Origin of the sequence: Dyella sp. 2HG41-7, assembly GCF_021390675.1 — a bacterium.
In the GTDB taxonomy this organism is placed as follows: domain Bacteria; phylum Pseudomonadota; class Gammaproteobacteria; order Xanthomonadales; family Rhodanobacteraceae; genus Dyella_B.
Genome location: NZ_JAJEJV010000004.1, coordinates 3,572,989 through 3,589,453, shown reverse-complemented (window position 1 = coordinate 3,589,453; position 16,465 = coordinate 3,572,989). Strand labels below are relative to the sequence as shown.

Below are 16,465 nucleotides of genomic sequence, written 5' to 3'. Positions count from 1 at the left end.
TCTATCGCACGTTGTGTCGAATAAAAAACGCCCGGCCAAGCCGGGCGTTTTTTATGGTGGTGTTGGTGTGATTAACGCAAAGCTGCCGACAATTTGCGCTCGAAATCATCCTGCTCGGCATTGTCCTCGGCGAGCATAATTTCTACCGACGCCAACGCTGCGCGACGCATCGGTTTTTCGTCGATGCGATCGAGCGGTGCCTGGCGAAGCGCGTTGTGCGGAAGCACGGTGAGGTCGAAGGGAAGATTGTCTGCGGCAAAAAGTAGTACGGGATATTCGACTTGCTCGTCGCGACTGACGCGCAAGCGACGGGTTTGTGTTTCGAACGGTACACCGTGTTCGCGAAGATAAATGCCCACGGCTTCGGGGTCGTCACTGAAAACGTGCAGACACACCGCCGAATGTGCGTCGGCGGTACCGTCCAGCACGGACCCGACCAAACGCGGTTCGAAACGCTCAAGGAATCGCATTGCTTCGATCGCGGCTTCGCGCCGCGCCCGGAGCAATTGCGGCTGGCTATCGCCCTGGAAGAGGCGCTGATGTTCGCGCAAAGCCTCTTCGATTTCGTGGTTGCGGGGAAGCGCCTGTTCGTCCAGCACGCCCAGTCGTTCGGCGGCTTTGCGTTTGGCGCGGTGGAAGTCACGGATGCCGTGTTCGCTCATCAAGCGCGCCGCTTCCTGAGCGACGCGTAGTCGATTGCGCTGCACACGGTCTTGCGCGTGGATACGATGGTGCTCGCCTCGTGCCATGCTGCGGACCCTCTGCTGCATCGTCCGAGGCTAGACTACCGTAAAACTTTAGAAAATGTCGTTACTCTGCTGTTGATCCTGGTTTTGCTGCTGTTGCGCTTGATTGTGCAGGCGGTCGATATCTTCGACCTTGAAGATTTCCTGCATCGCATCCGGATCGCCCTGTTCGGTGGGCAGGCCGCTCTGGCGATTCACCAGCATCGTGGTGATGCCTGGCGGCATCGGCAGACTTTTTTCGGGTTGTCCCTTCAACACGTCGCCGACGTAATCGGTCCAGATCGGCAACGCCGCCTTGGCGCCGAATTCACCTTTGCCTAGCGAGCTGAAATCGTCGAAGCCCACCCATACCGCGGTCGACACATCGCCGTTGAAGCCGACGAACCACGCATCGCGATGGTCGTTGGTCGAACCGGTCTTGCCAGCCAAGTCGCCGCGATTAAGCGATTTGGCGGCGTAGCCCGTACCCATCGGCGATTGAATCACGTCTTTCATCAGCGACGTGACCAGGAAGTCGTTGCGGATGTCGATGACGTGAGGCGCAAGCACCGGCGCTGCGGCGCCATTGTGCGCATCCGCGGGAAGCGTGGTTTCGCCCGCCATAGCAACGCTCGTCGCAGGTGCGGGCGCGTTGGATGAGCTCGGCGATACGCCATTGGTCAGCATGCTGGCCGGCGGCGGCGCGGGCGGCGTGTTTTGCAGCAGTCGCTCGGAACAGTCTGCGCACGCGCGCGCCGGATTGGCGACATAAACGGGCTTGCCGTCGCGGTCGTCGATTTCGCTGATGAAGTACGGCGTGACAAGGTAGCCGCCATTGGCGAACACCGAAAAACCGCGCGCCATGCTGAGCGGCGACACGGATGCGGTGCCGAGCGCCATCGACAAGTTGTTCGGCATCGCATCGAGCGGGAAGCCGAAACGGGTGACGTAATCGCGCGCATAGCGCACGCCGATAGCGTCGAGCAAGCGAACCGATACCAAGTTCTTGGATTCGATCAACGCTTCGCGCAGCCGCATCGGGCCGGCGAACTTGTTATCGTCGTTGCTCGGTGTCCACAGGCCGTTGGGCTGCGATGGATCGGGGAGCGCCAACGGCGCGTCGTTAATGATCGATGCGGGCGTAAAGCCACGCTCGAAAGCAGCCGAATAGATGAAAGGTTTGAAGCTCGATCCCGGCTGGCGAGCCGCCATTACGGCGCGGTTGAACTTGCTTCGTTGGAAGTTGAAGCCGCCAACCAGCGATTGAATGGCGCCGTCTTCGGTGCTGAGCGACACCATCGCCGCCTGCGCCTTGGGAATCTGCGTGAGTTGCCACGCGCCCTTGTCGTCCTGAATCACGCGAATGATGTCGCCACGCTTGAGCACGGCATCGACCTTGGTAGGGGTTGGACCCGTGCGGTTTTCGTTGACGTAAGCCCGCGCCCAATCCATGGCTTTGAGGTCCAACGTGATGGTTTGCTTGTTCGGCAAATAGACCATGGCGTCGGAGGCCGAGGATGCGGTAACCAGGCCTGGGCTCAGTCCAGCGACCTCGTAATAGCTCGACAGCAAATTGCCGTAGTCAGTGTCGGTGGCGCCGGGAGCCAGCTCTTCATGCGCTTCGGGGCCGCGCCAACCGTGACGGTGGTCGTAGATGGACAAGCCATCGCGCACGGACGCCACGGCTGCCAACTGGCGCGTGCTGATCAGGGTGGTTTTGACGACGTAACCTTCCGTCAATGCGTCGTTGCCGAGGCGATCGAGGGCTTGGAGGCGCGCCATTTCGGCCAGATAGGGGGCATCCACCTGGATGGGCTGTTCGTGCGGTGCGGCATCGTCCGGCGCATTGATGGCCTGCTGATACTGCGCCTGGTTGATGTATCGGTGCTCCAGCATCTGGCCCAGCACCCAGTTACGGCGGGCGACCAGGCGCGAGACGTTGGTCAGCGGATTGACCGCCGACGGCAGCTGGAAGGTGGAGGCGATCGCCGCGCATTGAGCCACGGTGAGCTGATCCAGCCGCTTGCCGTAGTAATACTCGGCGGCGGCAGCCACGCCGTAGGAGCGGTGACCCAGAAACATCTTATTAAGGTAGAGCTCCAGGATCTGGTCCTTGGTGAGCTCGTTCTCCATGCGCAGGGCGATGAACATCTCGATCATCTTGCGCGAGTAGAGCTTTTCAGGACTCAGGAAGAAATTGCGGGCCACCTGCTGGGTAATGGTGGAGCCGCCCTGGGTCTTGTTGCCGCCCGAGGCCACCACATGGAAGCCCGCGCGCATCACGCCGCGCCAGTCCACGCCGGGGTGGCTGTAGAAGTCGGCATCCTCGGCGGACAGCACCGCATGCTTGACCATGTCCGGCACCTGGGCGATGGCGACCGGGATACGGCGTGTCTCGCCGAACGTTGCGATCAGCTTGCCATCGGACGTCAGCACGCGCAGGGGCACCTGCATGTGGTAGTCCTTGAGCACGTCCACCGACGGGATGCGGGGGGAGACCAGCCAGTAGGCGACCCCGATAGCGGCGGTAATCAAGAGGAGTCCGCTGAAGCCCAGAATCAGCAGCCAGCGCAGTAGGGCCTTCAGAATTCGCGTCATGTGCTTCTTGTAGCGAGACTTAAGTCAAAACAGCCCAGAGTATAGATGTTGCAGTATGGGCAGCATTAGCGACGGATTAGCAAAACCTTAATCGCGGTACCGGGGCGGGTTGGTCCAAATGTGCAGACCATCACGTCAAAAGTCTCGAAGAAGATCGCGTAGGCCGTTGCTATTGCGTTAATTTTTCGATCTAATGACCCAGCAATCCTGCCAGTATCTGGCGGAAGCGCCAGGGGTCAAGGGGGAACAATCGTGGGGCTCTTTACACCCAAGAAGCCGCCGCTTGTGGGCGTCGACATCAGTTCGACGGCCGTCAAGCTGCTGCAGCTCAGCCAAGCTGGAGGCCGCTATCGCGTGGAGCACTACGCGATCGAGCCGCTTCCCCCTAATGCCGTTGTCGAGAAAAACATCGTCGAGGTCGAGGCGGTGGGCGAGGCGGTGCGTCGCGCGCTGGCGCGCTCCGGCGCAAAGATCAAGCACGCTGCGGCGGCGGTCGCCGGTTCGGCCGTGATCACACGCATTGTACCGATGCCGGCTGAACTCTCCGATGAAGATCTGGAAAGCCAGATCCAAGTCGAGGCGAACCAATACATTCCTTATCCGATCGACGAAGTCAGTCTCGACTTCGAAGTGCTCGGCCCGGTTCGCGACAATCCCGAAATGAACAACGTGTTGCTGGCCGCATCGCGCACGGAAAACGTGGATATGCGCGTGGCGGCGTTGGACCTCGGCGGTCTTGCGGCGCAAGTGGTCGACGTCGAAGCGTTCGCAATGGAGAACGCCTTCACGCTTATCGCCGATCAGTTGAACGTCGGGCGCGATGCCTTGGTTGCGGTCGTCGATATCGGCGCCACGATGACCACGCTATCCGTGCTCAAGAATCAACGCACGATTTATTCGCGCGAACAGGTTTTCGGCGGCAAGCAGCTTACCGACGAAATCATGCGTCGCTATGGCCTCTCCTACGAGGAGGCTGGTCGCGCCAAGCGTAAAGGCGGCCTGCCTGAATCCTATGAAACGGAAGCCTTGCAGCCGTTCAAGGAATCGTTGGTCCAGCAGATCAGCCGCCTGCTGCAATTCTTCTATGCGGGCAGCGAGTTCAGCAAGGTCGACCAAGTCGTGCTCGCCGGCGGTTGCGCCTCGATCGAAGGCATCAATTCGATGCTGGAAGAACAACTCGGTCTGCCGTGCGTGGTCGCCAATCCGCTGGCGCGCATGTCGCTCTCCAACCGGGTGCAGGCGCAGTCGCTCACTCAGGATGCGCCGGCGCTGATGATCGCGGTCGGGCTCGCCATGAGGAGTTTCGACTGATGGCACGCATCAACCTACTTCCCTGGCGTGCCGAGCGCCGCAAGATTCGCCAGCGCGAGTTCTTCACGCAGCTGGGTGTTGCCGCGGTCGTTGCCGTGGGCGCACTCCTGTTGTGGTGGTTCTGGATGGATATGCGCATCGACAACCAGAACAATCGTAATGCGTACCTGCAGGATCAAATCAAGCAGGTGGACGGGCGTCTGGACAAGATCAAGGATCTGGAAAAAGTGCGTGCGCAGTTGCTTGCGCGCAAGCAGATCATCGAGCAGCTGCAAGCGAATCGCTCGCAAATGGTGCATTTGTTCGACGAGCTCGTGAAAACCATTCCGGGCGCGGCGCGTCTGACGTCGATCAAGCAGAATGGCGATCAGATGGTGCTCGGCGGCGTAGCGCAATCCAACGCAAGCGTTGCCGAATACATGCGCAACATCGAAGCCTCGCCGTGGATGGGGCAGACGGATCTAAGCAAGACCGAAAACTCGCATGATGCTTCGCGCATGCCGTACAGCTTCGGGTTAACGGTTGCACTGCAAAAGCCGAAGGATGACGGAACAGGGCAGAACGCCAACTCCGAGCCGGCCTCTTCAAGCACAAGCGCTGCCTCGCCATCCACAGTAATGCCCGGTGCATCGCAAACCGCACCCGCGGTCGCTAAACCTCCTGCAACCCCCGCGGTGCCGGCCAAGCCAAGTACCGCACCTGCCAAAGGAGGGGCCGCGTAATGAAACTTCTCGACGATTTGCGCGGTCTCGACCGCAACAACGTAGGTGGTTGGCCAAAGTCGGTTAAGACGTTCTTTACTGTGCTGTTGTTCCTTCTGATCTTGCTTATCGGCTGGTATACGGTCATCAGCGATCAACAAGACTCCTTGCAGAGTCTTGCCGGTAAAGAAGAGCAGCTAAAGAAAGAGTTTTCGGATAAGCAGGCCAAGTCGGTCAATCTGGAAGCGCTGCAACAGCAGCTCGACGAGATGAAAGACATGTTGCGCCAGTTGCTGCGCCAGCTGCCCAGCAAGACGGAAATGCCTGAACTGCTGGTGGATGTGTCGCAAACGGCCTTGTCGGCGGGTCTTCAGCAGGAATTGTTCCAACCCGGCACCGAGGTTCCAAAGGACTTCTATGCCGAAAAACCGATCCAGCTGAAGATGATCGGCACCTATCATCAGTTCGGTACCTTCATCAGCGGTGTCGCATCGTTGCCGCGCGTGGTGATTCTCACCATGCACGACGTGTCGTTGACACCCCTAAATCCTCCAGGCAAAGGCGCGGAGCCTGGTCCTAACCAGTTGCTGGTGCTTCAGGGTACGGTGAAAACCTATCGCTATCTGGACGACTCCGAAACAGCTGAAGCGAACAGCAAGGCTAAGAAGGCAGGGGGGCGGAAATGAGCGTCATGACTGCCATAAAGCCTGCGCGTTTGATGAAGTTATCGCTGCTGATCGCCACCGCACTCGTGCTTGGGGGCTGCACTCGTGGCATGTCCGATCTGCGCGACTGGGTTGCGCAAGAGAAAGCCAAGCGTGGCGCGCCAATTCCTGCTTTGCCGGTCATCAAAACTTTCGAAACGTTTACGTATAGCGATCAGGAAAAGCGCGATCCGTTCAGTCCGAGTGCGGACGAACTCAACCAGAACACTGGGCCACGGCCGGATGCGGGTCGAGTACGCGAACCTCTTGAAGCGTTTTCTTTGGATAGCTTGAGGATGGTTGGCACGATCGGTGCTGGCGCTAAGACAGAAGCGCTGGTCAAAGATCCCGGTGGCGTTATCCATCGCGTTCACGTCAGCGAATACATGGGCCAGAACTACGGCCGCGTCACCGCCATCGACGGTGATCGGATCGAGCTGGTCGAATTGGTTTCCAACGGCAATGGCGGCTGGATGGAACGTCCGGCCAGCATCGCACTCGAGGCGAATTAGGATTACAGGGGCTGATGCAATGACTAATACCATCAAACCAGTCCGGAGTCGTGCCATGCACCTGGCCAGCCGTTGCCTGATGACCGTCATGGTGCTGGGCGCTGCCGCTTGGGCGAACGCCGCCACCGCGACTAGTACGCTGCAAAACATCACCTACAAGAGCTTGCCGGGTGGTCGCGTCGAAGTGCGTATGAATTTCGACAACGGCCAAGTTCCGCAGCCCAATATCTTCACAACGGAAACACCGCCGCGCATCGCGATCGATCTTCCGGATACCGCGAACGATGCGGCCCGGCACCAGGATGTCGGCATCGGTACCACCTCCGGCGTATCGGCGGTGTCCGCAGGCGGGCGTACTCGCGTGGTTGTTGAATTGCTTCAGGCGTCTTCCTACAAGTCGCATGTAGAAGGCAACAGCTTGGTGTTGGTGGTCAATAACGGTACGCAGTCGCAGCCGGTGACGACGGCTGCCACGATCGATCCGTCAAAGGCATTGCCTTCGGCCATGAACGGTCCGGCTATCACCAATATCGATTTCCAGCGCGGCGCTAACGGTTCCGGTCGAGTATTGATCAACTTCAACGGTTCCGGCGCGAGCGCAAACATGCACCGCCAGAGCGATAACATCGGCGTGGACATAAGCAATGTCCAATTGCCGGCTGATCAAGCGAAACGTCTGAATGTGCTCGATTTCGCCACGCCAGTGCAATCGATTTCGCCGCGCGCCACGCCAAATGGCACGCACATCGATATCGCATTCAGTGGCGAGGTGGAGACTTCGTCGTATCAGACGGCCAATCAATACGTCGTTGAAGTGACGCCGAAGAAGCAGTCGTCCAAGGACACCAATCCGGCGTCCGATGCGCAGCCGGTTTATAGCGGTAGTCGTGTGACGTTCAACTTCCAGGACATCCCCGTGCGATCGGCGCTGCAATTGTTGGCCGACGTATCGGGTTTGAACCTTGTTGCTTCCGATACCGTAGGCGGCAGCGTCACCCTGCGGCTCGTCAACGTACCTTGGGATCAAGCGCTTGATGTGATTCTGCGTTCCAAAGACTTGGATAAGCGTCGCGACGGCAATGTGATCTGGATAGCTCCGCAGAAGGAATTGGCCAATTACGAACAAAACGTGGCTGATGCGCGTTTCAAAGCGCAGGACACAGCTCCGCTTGTAACGACGTACCTTCCGATCAGCTACGGTAAGGCGCAAGACATTGCCAAGTTGCTGACGACGGGAAGCATGCAGAGTGTGAGCGGCGCCGGTGGCAGCGGAGGTAGCGGTGAAGCAGCTCAACACCGTGGCTTCCTCTCGCCCCGTGGCAGCGTCACCTTCGATCAACGCACCAATACCTTGTTGATCAACGATACGGCCGAGAAAACCGCAGAGCTACGCGGTATTGTTGCGCAGCTGGATCGGCCGGTGCAGCAAGTGCTGATCGAATCGCGCATTGTCATCGCTACCGACGACTTCGAGCGCGACCTTGGCGTTCAGTGGGGTGTAAGTGGTAGTCGTACCAACCCAAGTGGGCAGGTTTTGCAGCTTGGCAGCACGGTTACCGGCACGCAGGGCGCCAATGGCGGTTTGAATGTGAATCTGCCTGCAGCACCCACAACGGGCACTGCATCAACGTTGGCTGCCGCAATTCTCGGGAAGAACTATGCGCTCGATCTTGAGTTGTCTGCCGCACAAACCGAAGGGCGCAGCCAGCTCGTTTCGAGTCCGCGTGTGATTACCGCCAACCAGCAAGAAGCAGATATCCGCCAAGGTCAGGAAATCGGTTACGTCACTTATCAGAACACCTCCACTGGCGGCGGTGCGACCGGAACGGCGACCGTTGCCTTCAAGGACGCTGTGCTCGAACTCAAAGTCACGCCGACGATTACTGCGGATAATCGCGTCTATCTCGCGATCAACGTGAACAAAGACTCGCTCGATCACTACATCACGGTGCCGGGCAGCGGCCAGGTTCCGGTGATCGATACACGTTCGCTCAATACGTCGGTGCTTGTGGATAACGGACAAACGGTGGTGCTGGGTGGTATCTACGAAGTCAACAAGACCACGTCGGTCGCCAAGGTTCCTGGTCTTGGAGATATCCCGGTCTTGGGCGTGCTATTCCGCAACACGCAACGTATTAACGACAAAGACGAACTGCTGATCTTCGTGACCCCGCGCATTCTGAGCGAGAGTCTTCAGTAAGCTCGAACGTGTGAAATAACAAAAAGGGCGGCCAGTGTGCCGCCCTTTTTGCGTTGTAGACCTCCAAGCGTCAAACTTTCCTCGCAGGCGGCGGTCTCACATTTCATCAAGCAGTACAGGATTTTCGGATGGATATGCCCCAAGTCCCCACGTCTGGGCGTCTTCAGCAAGCGTTTTCTGGTCTCCGCAGTGCCTTGCAGCAGCAGGTCATCGGGCAGCCAAAGCTTATCGACTGCTTGTTGATCGCTTTGCTCGCCGATGGCCATCTGCTGGTCGAAGGTGCGCCTGGCCTCGCCAAAACCACCGCCGTTAAAGCTTTGGCAGGATGCATTGACGCTGACTTCCATCGCGTGCAATTCACGCCAGATCTGTTGCCTGCCGACCTTACCGGCACCGACGTATTCCGGCCGCAATCCGGTAGCTTCGAATTCGAGCGGGGCCCGCTGTTTCACAACATCGTGCTGGCCGATGAAATCAACCGCGCGCCCGCGAAAGTGCAATCGGCGCTGCTGGAGGCGATGGCTGAGCGGCAAATCACGGTCGGACGAAATACCTGGCACTTGCCCGACTTGTTTATGGTGATGGCGACGCAGAATCCAATCGAGCAGGAAGGCACGTTCGCGTTGCCGGAAGCACAGCTTGATCGCTTCGTGATGCATGTGACGATTGGCTACCCCGACGCTGCTTCGGAGTTGGCCATCCTGCGTCTCGCGCGTCAGCAGGCCCGCGAACCGATGCATCCCTCCACCCCAACTGTTCCGTTGGTGACGCAAGAAGATGTCTTCGCTGCGCGCGATGCCGTGTTGAACGTGCACGTGGCACCCGCCTTGGAGCAATATCTGACGCAATTAGTGCTCGCAACTCGCGATGCCGGTCGTTATGGTCAGGAATTGAAGCGATGGATTGCCTGGGGGGCCAGCCCGCGCGCAACCATCGCATTGGATCGTTGCGCCCGTGCTCACGCATGGTTGAATGGTCGCGACTTTGCGCTGCCGGAAGACGTGCACGCGGTGGTGTACGAAGTACTGCGCCATCGCGTGCTGCTCAGCTATGAAGCCGAGGCGGAAGGTGTTCGCAGCGAAAGAGTCATCCACCGTTTGCTGGATCTTGTCCCGCTACCGTGAGCGCCGTGGTCAGTCATCAAGCGGACGGCGATGGGCGCGTGCGTGTATCGCTGGCGGAACTTATTGCGTTGCGCGGTCGAGTGACCCGAATGCGGATGCCGCCACAGGACAGTCGCGCAACGCGCGTGGGCACGCAATCGAGTCGTTTGTATGGCCGCGGTATGGACTACGCGGAATCGCGCGCGTATCAGCCGGGCGACGACGTGCGTCGATTGGATTGGCGTTTGACGGCGCGCAGTGGGCGTCTTCACACCAAATTGTTTCAGGAAGAGCGCGAAGGGCAGTTGTTGATCCTGCTGGACCAACATCCAAGCATGCGTTTTGGTACACGGGTACGTTTCAAATCTGTCCAAGCCGCGCGCGCGGCCGCGCTGGCTGCGTGGTATGCCGTCAAAGCTGGCGAACGCGTGGGCCTGATGGCATTCGGTGAAAGCCGATTTCTGCAGCGTCCGCGTGGTGGCGTGCATGGAGCCTTGGACGTATGCGGCGCGCTCGCAAAATACGATGCCCAGTCGCTCCATCAAGGTGAGTCGCTTTCCTCGGCATTGCAGCACGTCATCAAGCTTCAGCAGGGCGCAAACCGCGTCTTGCTGATCAGCGATGGGCACAGTAGCGACGAATCCGCGCGCAATCGGTTGTTGGAAATGATGCGGCATACGGCTGTACGCATCTTGATCGTTGCCGACGAACTGGAGTTGAAGCCAGCGCCACCGGGAAGCTATCCGATCGAACACGATGGTGAGCTTCGCAATATAACGTTGCGTTCCCCCCAGCAACGAGAGACTTTTCAGCAACGACTCGGTGCCGGACAAGCCAAGCTATCCACGATGGCGACGTCATTAGGTATTCCGTTTCGCGTGATCGACACCGCGATTGACCCGTTGGATGCCGTGTCCGCCTTGCTGCGCAACGCGGGGGCACGACGATGACCGGACATTTTCCGCAGTCGCCACCCGATCTACCGCTGCGCGATATTCATCTTCCGCCCAACCCGCCATGGTGGCCGCCCGCTCCCGGGTGGTGGTTGCTTTTCGTCATCGTGTGCGTCGGCTTTGTGCTGGCCTTTTTCTTCTATCGGCGCACCAGACATCGGCGCCATTGGCGAACGCGAGTCATGGCCGAGGTGCGTCACTTGGCGGACCGTTATGCGCACGACGAGGCGGCGTACGCCGCTTCGTTACATCAACTTTTGCGCCGCGCTGCGTGGCAATACGCAAGCAATGCGCATCATGCCCAGGGAGAAGAGTGGCGACGCGTTTTAGCGCAAGTGCCCGTCGATGCGACAACGCTCGACACCCTGATGATGCTCGAAGCGCGGATGTATCAGCCGAAAGCTGCTTTTGATCGTCCCGTAATCGAGGCAGCGGTGGAGCGATGGCTGCGGACGGCAGTGCGACGTATCAAACCCGCGGACGTTGGCCATGTTTGAATTCGCGTGGCCGTGGATGTTTGCGCTATTGCCATTGCCTTGGCTGGTATGGCGCCTATGGCGCCCGGCGTCGCCCGGACAGGCGTTGCGATTGCCGCATGCTTTGCTTGAGTGGGGCGCAAATAATCAGGTCTCCGCCCGAAGCGCAGCGCCTTGGTTATTGACCATCGGTTGGTTGAGCCTGCTCGTTGCCGCAGCCCGGCCGCAGCATATCGGTCCGCCACAGGCGCAAACACACAGCGGGCGCGCGATGATGATGGCGGTCGATTTGTCCGGCAGCATGCAGACGCCGGATATGCAGCTGGGTGGACAGCAGCTCAGTCGCTTCGACGCCGTCGAAGCCATCGCCAGCGATTTCATTTCGCGTCGCAGCGGCGACGAACTTGGCCTCGTTCTCTTTGGTACGCACGCATTTCTCGTTACGCCGTTGACGTACGATCTCAATGCCGTGCGTGCGCAACTGCAAAGCGCTGTGGTCGGATTGCCTGGCACCGAAACCGCCATCGGCGATGCTATCGCCGTGGCAGTGAAGCGTTTGGCCGCATTGCCACATCAAGCGCGCGTGCTGATTTTGCTAACGGACGGTGTGAATAATTCCGGCAGCATCACGCCGCAAGTCGCCGCGCGCGCCGCAAAAGCGGCCGGGGTGCGCGTCTACACCATCGGCATTGGCGCAACGCGCATGACGGTTCCTGGCTTTTTTGGCGACAGTGTCATCAACCCGTCTGCCGATCTGGACGCGGACATGCTGACGTATATCGCGCGTGAAACGGGTGGGCAATTTTATCGCGCCACGGACGGCAATCAGCTGGCCGATGCGTATCGCGCCATCGACGCACTGGAGCCGATGCCGCAGCAAGGCCCCACGTTCCGCATGCACCATGAGTGGTTCCGCCTTCCGCTTGCGATCTCTGCGCTGTGTCTGCTGTCGGGTCTGTTGTGGCCGCGCTGGAAAGGTGCTGCGGCATGATCGAGGCGTTTCGCCAATTTCATTTTCTTCAACCTATGTGGTTGTTGGGTCTTGTCGCGTTGCCAGTGCTTCTGTGGGTCGGTTTGCGCGCCGACAAATCGCATCGCGCTCTGGGTCGTCTTGTCGACCCGGAGCTGCTTCCCTTCGTCGTTACCGGGAAAGTGCAACTGACGCGTCTGCCGTCGATATTGTCGGCGTTGGGATGGATGCTAGGTGTATTGGCATTGGCGGGTCCGACATGGAGTCGCGTCGCCGAACCCATGTTCGCCGACCGCGCCGCGCAGGTCGTGGCCATTTCACTGTCGCAGCGTATGCAATCGCACGATGTCCCGCCGAATCGCATCGATCGTGCGCGTTACAAAGCGCGCGATTTACTCGCCGCCAATCATGATGGACTGAACGCGCTGATCGGCTACGCAGGTCAATCCTTCGTGGTGGCGCCGCTGACGAGCGATGCGCACAGTCTGGATTCCTTGCTGGACGCGATGTCGCCGGATGTTATGCCGGTCGACGGCGATAATGCGGCGCAGGCCATCGAACAAGGTGTCCAACTGATTCGCGATGCGAAGCTGAGCAATGGCTCGATCGTATTGATCACCGATGACGCCAATGCCGCTGCGCAGGCTGCCGCCCGCGCTGCGAAATCGTCCGGCATACATATCTCCGTACTGGGTATCGGTACGCCTCAGGGTGCGCCCGTAACGCAAGCTGATGGCAATTTTCTGCACGATGATCAAGGCAATATGGTGATCGCGCATCGTGACGATCAAAACCTATCCGCACTCGCGCAAGCAGGCGGCGGCCGATACGTTCCGATGACGTCGAACAATGACGACGTGAATGCGCTGCGTGCTGAGTTGCAGCTGCCGCAACATGGCTCCGTGTCAACGGGGCAGAGCAGCGATGTATGGGAAGATCGCGGTCCGTGGTTGTTGTTACCTTTGTTGCTGGTGGTTGCGATGGCGTTTCGTCGCGGATGGGTTTTGTTGTTGCCTTTGGTTTTGTTGCCGATGCTGCCCACGAAAGCCAAGGCGGCGGATTGGCAAGATTGGTGGCAGCGTGCCGATCAACAAGCGGCAAGCGCGTTGCGACAAGGTGATGCTGCGAAAGCGCAACAATTGGCGCACGATCCCGTTTGGCGCGGGGCCGCTGCGTATCGCGCCAAGGACTATGCATCCGCAGTCCAGGCGCTTGCGCAAGCCAAAGGTGCGGATGCGCCCTACAACTTGGGAAACGCGCTGGCCAAGCTAGGTCGTTACCCGGAAGCCATCAAAGCCTACGATCGTGCGTTGCAGCTCGATCCGCACAACGACGACGCGCGAGTCAATCGCAAATTGGTTGAAGAAGCTATGCGTAAGCCGCCACAGAATTCCTCGACATCCTCGCAACAGCAAAAGTCGGGTGGCCAAAGCGGTCAAAACAACCAGAGCGGTCACAGCGGCCAATCGTCGAGCGAACAAAAAAATAGCGAAGGGCAAAGCGGTCAGTCCGGCGGGCAGCAAAGTGCCGGGCAAAGTGATCAGAACAAAGACGCCAGAAACCAGAATGGCCGCGACGAAAGCGCTCAACAGACGAATGGAAACGATAGTTCCCAACAAAATACTTCTTCCAACGATCAGCAAGCGCAAAACACGCAGCAGGATCTAGCGCAGGATTCGGCCAAGCCAGCTCCCGCACCCTCATCGAGCGCTGAGCGTGCGCAGAGCGCAAAAGCGCAGCAAGCATTGCAATCGCAGATGGATCACGCGTTGGCGGCCGAACAGAAAAAAGCCGACAGCTCGCAAACCCATGAACTGGGCGCCGTCGAAAGCGACGATCCGCTGTCGAAATTGCCCAACGATACGCGTCGGGACCTTCAGCGCGTTCCCGATGATCCGGGCGCATTGCTGCGGCGAAAGTTTGAGCTCGAATACCGCGAACGCATGGGCGCACAACCGACGGGAGGAGATCAACCGTGAGTCACCGGTGGCTGTTGCTGCTTTGCTTGATGCTGCCGTGGAACGCGATGGCCGCCACGGCGAAAGCCGCGCTGGACCGCAACGACGTGCACTTGGGCGAAACCGTGACGCTCAATCTCACGATCGATGGCGCCATGGGCGCGAGCACGCCCGATCTCAGTGTGCTCGATCAGGATTTTCAGGTGCTCGGCACGTCATCCAACAGCACGTTGAGCGTCGTCAACGGACGGCAGAGCGCGCAGTTCGTGATTGGCATCGCGTTGCGCCCGAAGCATGTCGGCGATGTGCAAATTCCTTCGCTGACGGTTGGGGGGAGTCAAACGCAACCGCTTACCTTGCATGTTGGCGCACCGGATACGTCGACGAGCTCGAACACGAACAAACAAGTCTTTATCGATGTCTCGGCTAGTTCGAATCATGCGTATGTCGGGCAGCAATTGCTCTACACGGTTCGTCTTTTTTTTGACGTCAATCTCAACAGCGGAAGCTTGTCCGACCCGCATGCCGACGGTGTGGATTTGCGCAAGCTGGGTAACGACATCGATTATCAAACTGTGCGCAGTGGTCGGCGCTATCAAGTTATCGAACGGCATTACGCGTTGACGCCGCAACATGCCGGGTCGGTTGCGATCCCACCTGTCGAATTTCAAGGTGAAGTCGCCGACTCGGGCAATCCCAACGATCCCGGAAATTTCTTCGGTCCGGGCGGATTGTTTGGCAACAGTTCGCCGGTCACGGCCGATTCGCTGCAGCTCAGTATCGATGTGCAAGCGCCGCCGGCCGACTGGGGCAATACCAATTGGTTGCCGGCGCGTTCGCTCACGCTCGAACTGCAAGGCATGCCTAGCGACGACAAAGTGACCGCCGGGCAGCCGCTCAATCTGCATATGGTCGTGAAGGCGCAAGGATTGCCCGGCGATGCGTTGCCCGATCCGAGTCTTTCCACCATCGATGGCGCAACGGTCTATCCGGATAAAGTCGTCACGAACACGCACGATGATGGCGAATGGTTGACCGGCGATCGCGAGCGCAGTTTTGCAATTTTTCCGCAGCACCCAGGCACGCTCACGATTCCCGAGATCACGCTTACATGGTTCGATGTGCAAACGGGACAAAAACGCGTTGCCTCCGTGCCTTCACGCACCTTGACGGTGTTGGCGGCCAGCGGAACGCCGGCTACATCGCCGACTACCGCGACGTCGATATCCGCATCGGGCGCTACGAACGCTGCCGCCTCTGCGCCGACAAGCGCCGCAGCGACGACAACATCGACGACACCATGGCGTTGGATTGCGTTGGTCAGTATCGCTCTGTGGTTGATCAGCATGGTCGTGTTCGGCTGGTTGTATGCGCGTCGCCGATCCGGGCATGTCGTCGTTGTTGAGGCAAAGCACGACGATTCCATCAAAAGGTTGCGCCACGCATTTCTGGATGCCGCACGCGGCGACGATCGTTCGACACAAGCGCGTCGGTTGCTCGCGTGGGCGCGCTCGGAACGACCTGCGATGAGAAATCTCGGTCAAGTGGCCGATGCCTTGGCATCGGACGAACAACGCGCAGCGATCGATCTTTTGCAACGTCAGCAGTATGCCGACGTTTCCTCGGAACAACGCGTCGACCTCGCCACATTGTTCGCGCATGGATTTGCGTGGCGACGCGACGATGCCGCCGAATCCGATTCGCCCTTGCCGCCGCTGTACCCGTTCAAACTCGATTGAGCGCTTGTTGCCAAATCGACGCCATGCGTTCGCCGTAGCAACAGAGTTGCACGTTTATCGCGACATGAGCCGCAAGGGCTTCGCGAAGTGTCGCGATCGCCACGCTGGCCGCTTGATCGGGCGGATAACCGTAGACGCCGCAACTTATCGCGGGAAACCCAATGTTGCGAATATCGTATTCGACCGCCAACGCGACGCACGACCGATAACACTGCGCGAGCAAGTCTGGTTCCCCGCTATTGCCGCCATGCCATATCGGGCCGACGGTATGGATGACAAATCGCGCGGGCAGGGCGAATCCCGGCGTGATGCGCGCCTCCCCGGTCGGGCACCGCACGCCGGGCGTGATCTCGGGTATGGCGCGGCAGGCATCCAGCAGAGCGGGCCCCGCGGCGTGATGAATGGCCCCGTCCACGCCGCCGCCGCCCAGCAGACCGGGGTTGGCGGCGTTTACGATGGCATCCAGGGCCAGTCGGGTGAGATCGGCGGTGACGACGCTAAGGGACATAATTCGG

Annotated in this window: 14 protein-coding genes; 11 read left to right on the top strand and 3 right to left on the bottom strand. The window is 59.3% G+C overall.

The window, feature by feature from the left end; genetic code table 11:
• Nucleotides 1-71 precede the first annotated feature (71 nt).
• A complete protein-coding gene (locus tag L0U79_RS17685; protein ID WP_233843540.1) occupies nucleotides 72-749 on the bottom strand; it encodes a hypothetical protein in 678 nt (225 codons plus the stop codon).
• 48 nt (nucleotides 750-797) lie between these two features.
• Entirely contained in the window at nucleotides 798-3,323 is a 2,526-nt protein-coding gene (locus L0U79_RS17680) for a penicillin-binding protein 1A (protein WP_233843539.1), read from the bottom strand.
• Nucleotides 3,324-3,575: 252 nt separating this feature from the next.
• On the opposite strand from L0U79_RS17680, the gene L0U79_RS17675 reads away from it, so the two are divergent.
• The 11 genes from L0U79_RS17675 to L0U79_RS17625 all read left to right on the top strand — a co-directional run bounded on the left by L0U79_RS17675 (nucleotide 3,576) and on the right by L0U79_RS17625 (nucleotide 15,950).
• On the top strand, nucleotides 3,576-4,634 hold the full coding sequence (locus L0U79_RS17675) for a pilus assembly protein PilM (protein WP_233843538.1): 1,059 nt from the start codon (nucleotides 3,576-3,578) through the stop codon (nucleotides 4,632-4,634).
• Nucleotides 4,634-5,356: a PilN domain-containing protein gene (locus L0U79_RS17670; RefSeq protein ID WP_233843537.1), complete on the top strand. Its 723-nt coding sequence runs from the start codon at nucleotides 4,634-4,636 to the stop codon at nucleotides 5,354-5,356. Before L0U79_RS17675 ends, L0U79_RS17670 begins: the two co-directional genes overlap by 1 nt.
• A complete protein-coding gene (pilO, locus tag L0U79_RS17665; protein WP_233843536.1) occupies nucleotides 5,356-6,021 on the top strand; it encodes a type 4a pilus biogenesis protein PilO in 666 nt (221 codons plus the stop codon). Before L0U79_RS17670 ends, pilO begins: the two co-directional genes overlap by 1 nt.
• Nucleotides 6,018-6,551, top strand: a complete 534-nt coding sequence (locus tag L0U79_RS17660; RefSeq protein ID WP_233843535.1) for a pilus assembly protein PilP — start codon at nucleotides 6,018-6,020, stop codon at nucleotides 6,549-6,551. Before pilO ends, L0U79_RS17660 begins: the two co-directional genes overlap by 4 nt.
• Nucleotides 6,552-6,606: 55 nt before the next feature.
• Complete coding sequence (gene pilQ / locus L0U79_RS17655; protein ID WP_233843534.1) at nucleotides 6,607-8,751, top strand: type IV pilus secretin family protein; 2,145 nt, start codon at nucleotides 6,607-6,609, stop codon at nucleotides 8,749-8,751.
• A gap of 128 nt (nucleotides 8,752-8,879) precedes the next feature.
• A complete protein-coding gene (locus L0U79_RS17650; RefSeq protein WP_233843533.1) occupies nucleotides 8,880-9,875 on the top strand; it encodes a MoxR family ATPase in 996 nt (331 codons plus the stop codon).
• Nucleotides 9,872-10,804 (top strand): DUF58 domain-containing protein, encoded by a 933-nt coding sequence (locus L0U79_RS17645; RefSeq protein ID WP_233843532.1) that lies wholly within the window; start codon nucleotides 9,872-9,874, stop codon nucleotides 10,802-10,804. Before L0U79_RS17650 ends, L0U79_RS17645 begins: the two co-directional genes overlap by 4 nt.
• Nucleotides 10,801-11,304, top strand: a complete 504-nt coding sequence (locus L0U79_RS17640; protein WP_233843531.1) for a DUF4381 family protein — start codon at nucleotides 10,801-10,803, stop codon at nucleotides 11,302-11,304. Before L0U79_RS17645 ends, L0U79_RS17640 begins: the two co-directional genes overlap by 4 nt.
• On the top strand, nucleotides 11,297-12,274 hold the full coding sequence (locus L0U79_RS17635) for a VWA domain-containing protein (RefSeq protein WP_233843530.1): 978 nt from the start codon (nucleotides 11,297-11,299) through the stop codon (nucleotides 12,272-12,274). Before L0U79_RS17640 ends, L0U79_RS17635 begins: the two co-directional genes overlap by 8 nt.
• Nucleotides 12,271-14,232, top strand: coding sequence for a tetratricopeptide repeat protein (locus L0U79_RS17630; protein ID WP_233843529.1), 1,962 nt, complete (start codon nucleotides 12,271-12,273; stop codon nucleotides 14,230-14,232). Before L0U79_RS17635 ends, L0U79_RS17630 begins: the two co-directional genes overlap by 4 nt.
• Complete coding sequence (locus L0U79_RS17625; protein WP_233843528.1) at nucleotides 14,229-15,950, top strand: BatD family protein; 1,722 nt, start codon at nucleotides 14,229-14,231, stop codon at nucleotides 15,948-15,950. Before L0U79_RS17630 ends, L0U79_RS17625 begins: the two co-directional genes overlap by 4 nt.
• Here L0U79_RS17625 and L0U79_RS17620 read toward each other — a convergent pair.
• Complete coding sequence (locus L0U79_RS17620) at nucleotides 15,937-16,458, bottom strand: O-acetyl-ADP-ribose deacetylase (RefSeq protein WP_233843527.1); 522 nt, start codon at nucleotides 16,456-16,458, stop codon at nucleotides 15,937-15,939. The two genes, L0U79_RS17625 and L0U79_RS17620, sit on opposite strands and share 14 nt — an antisense overlap.
• Between the last annotated feature and the right edge of the window lie 7 nt (nucleotides 16,459-16,465).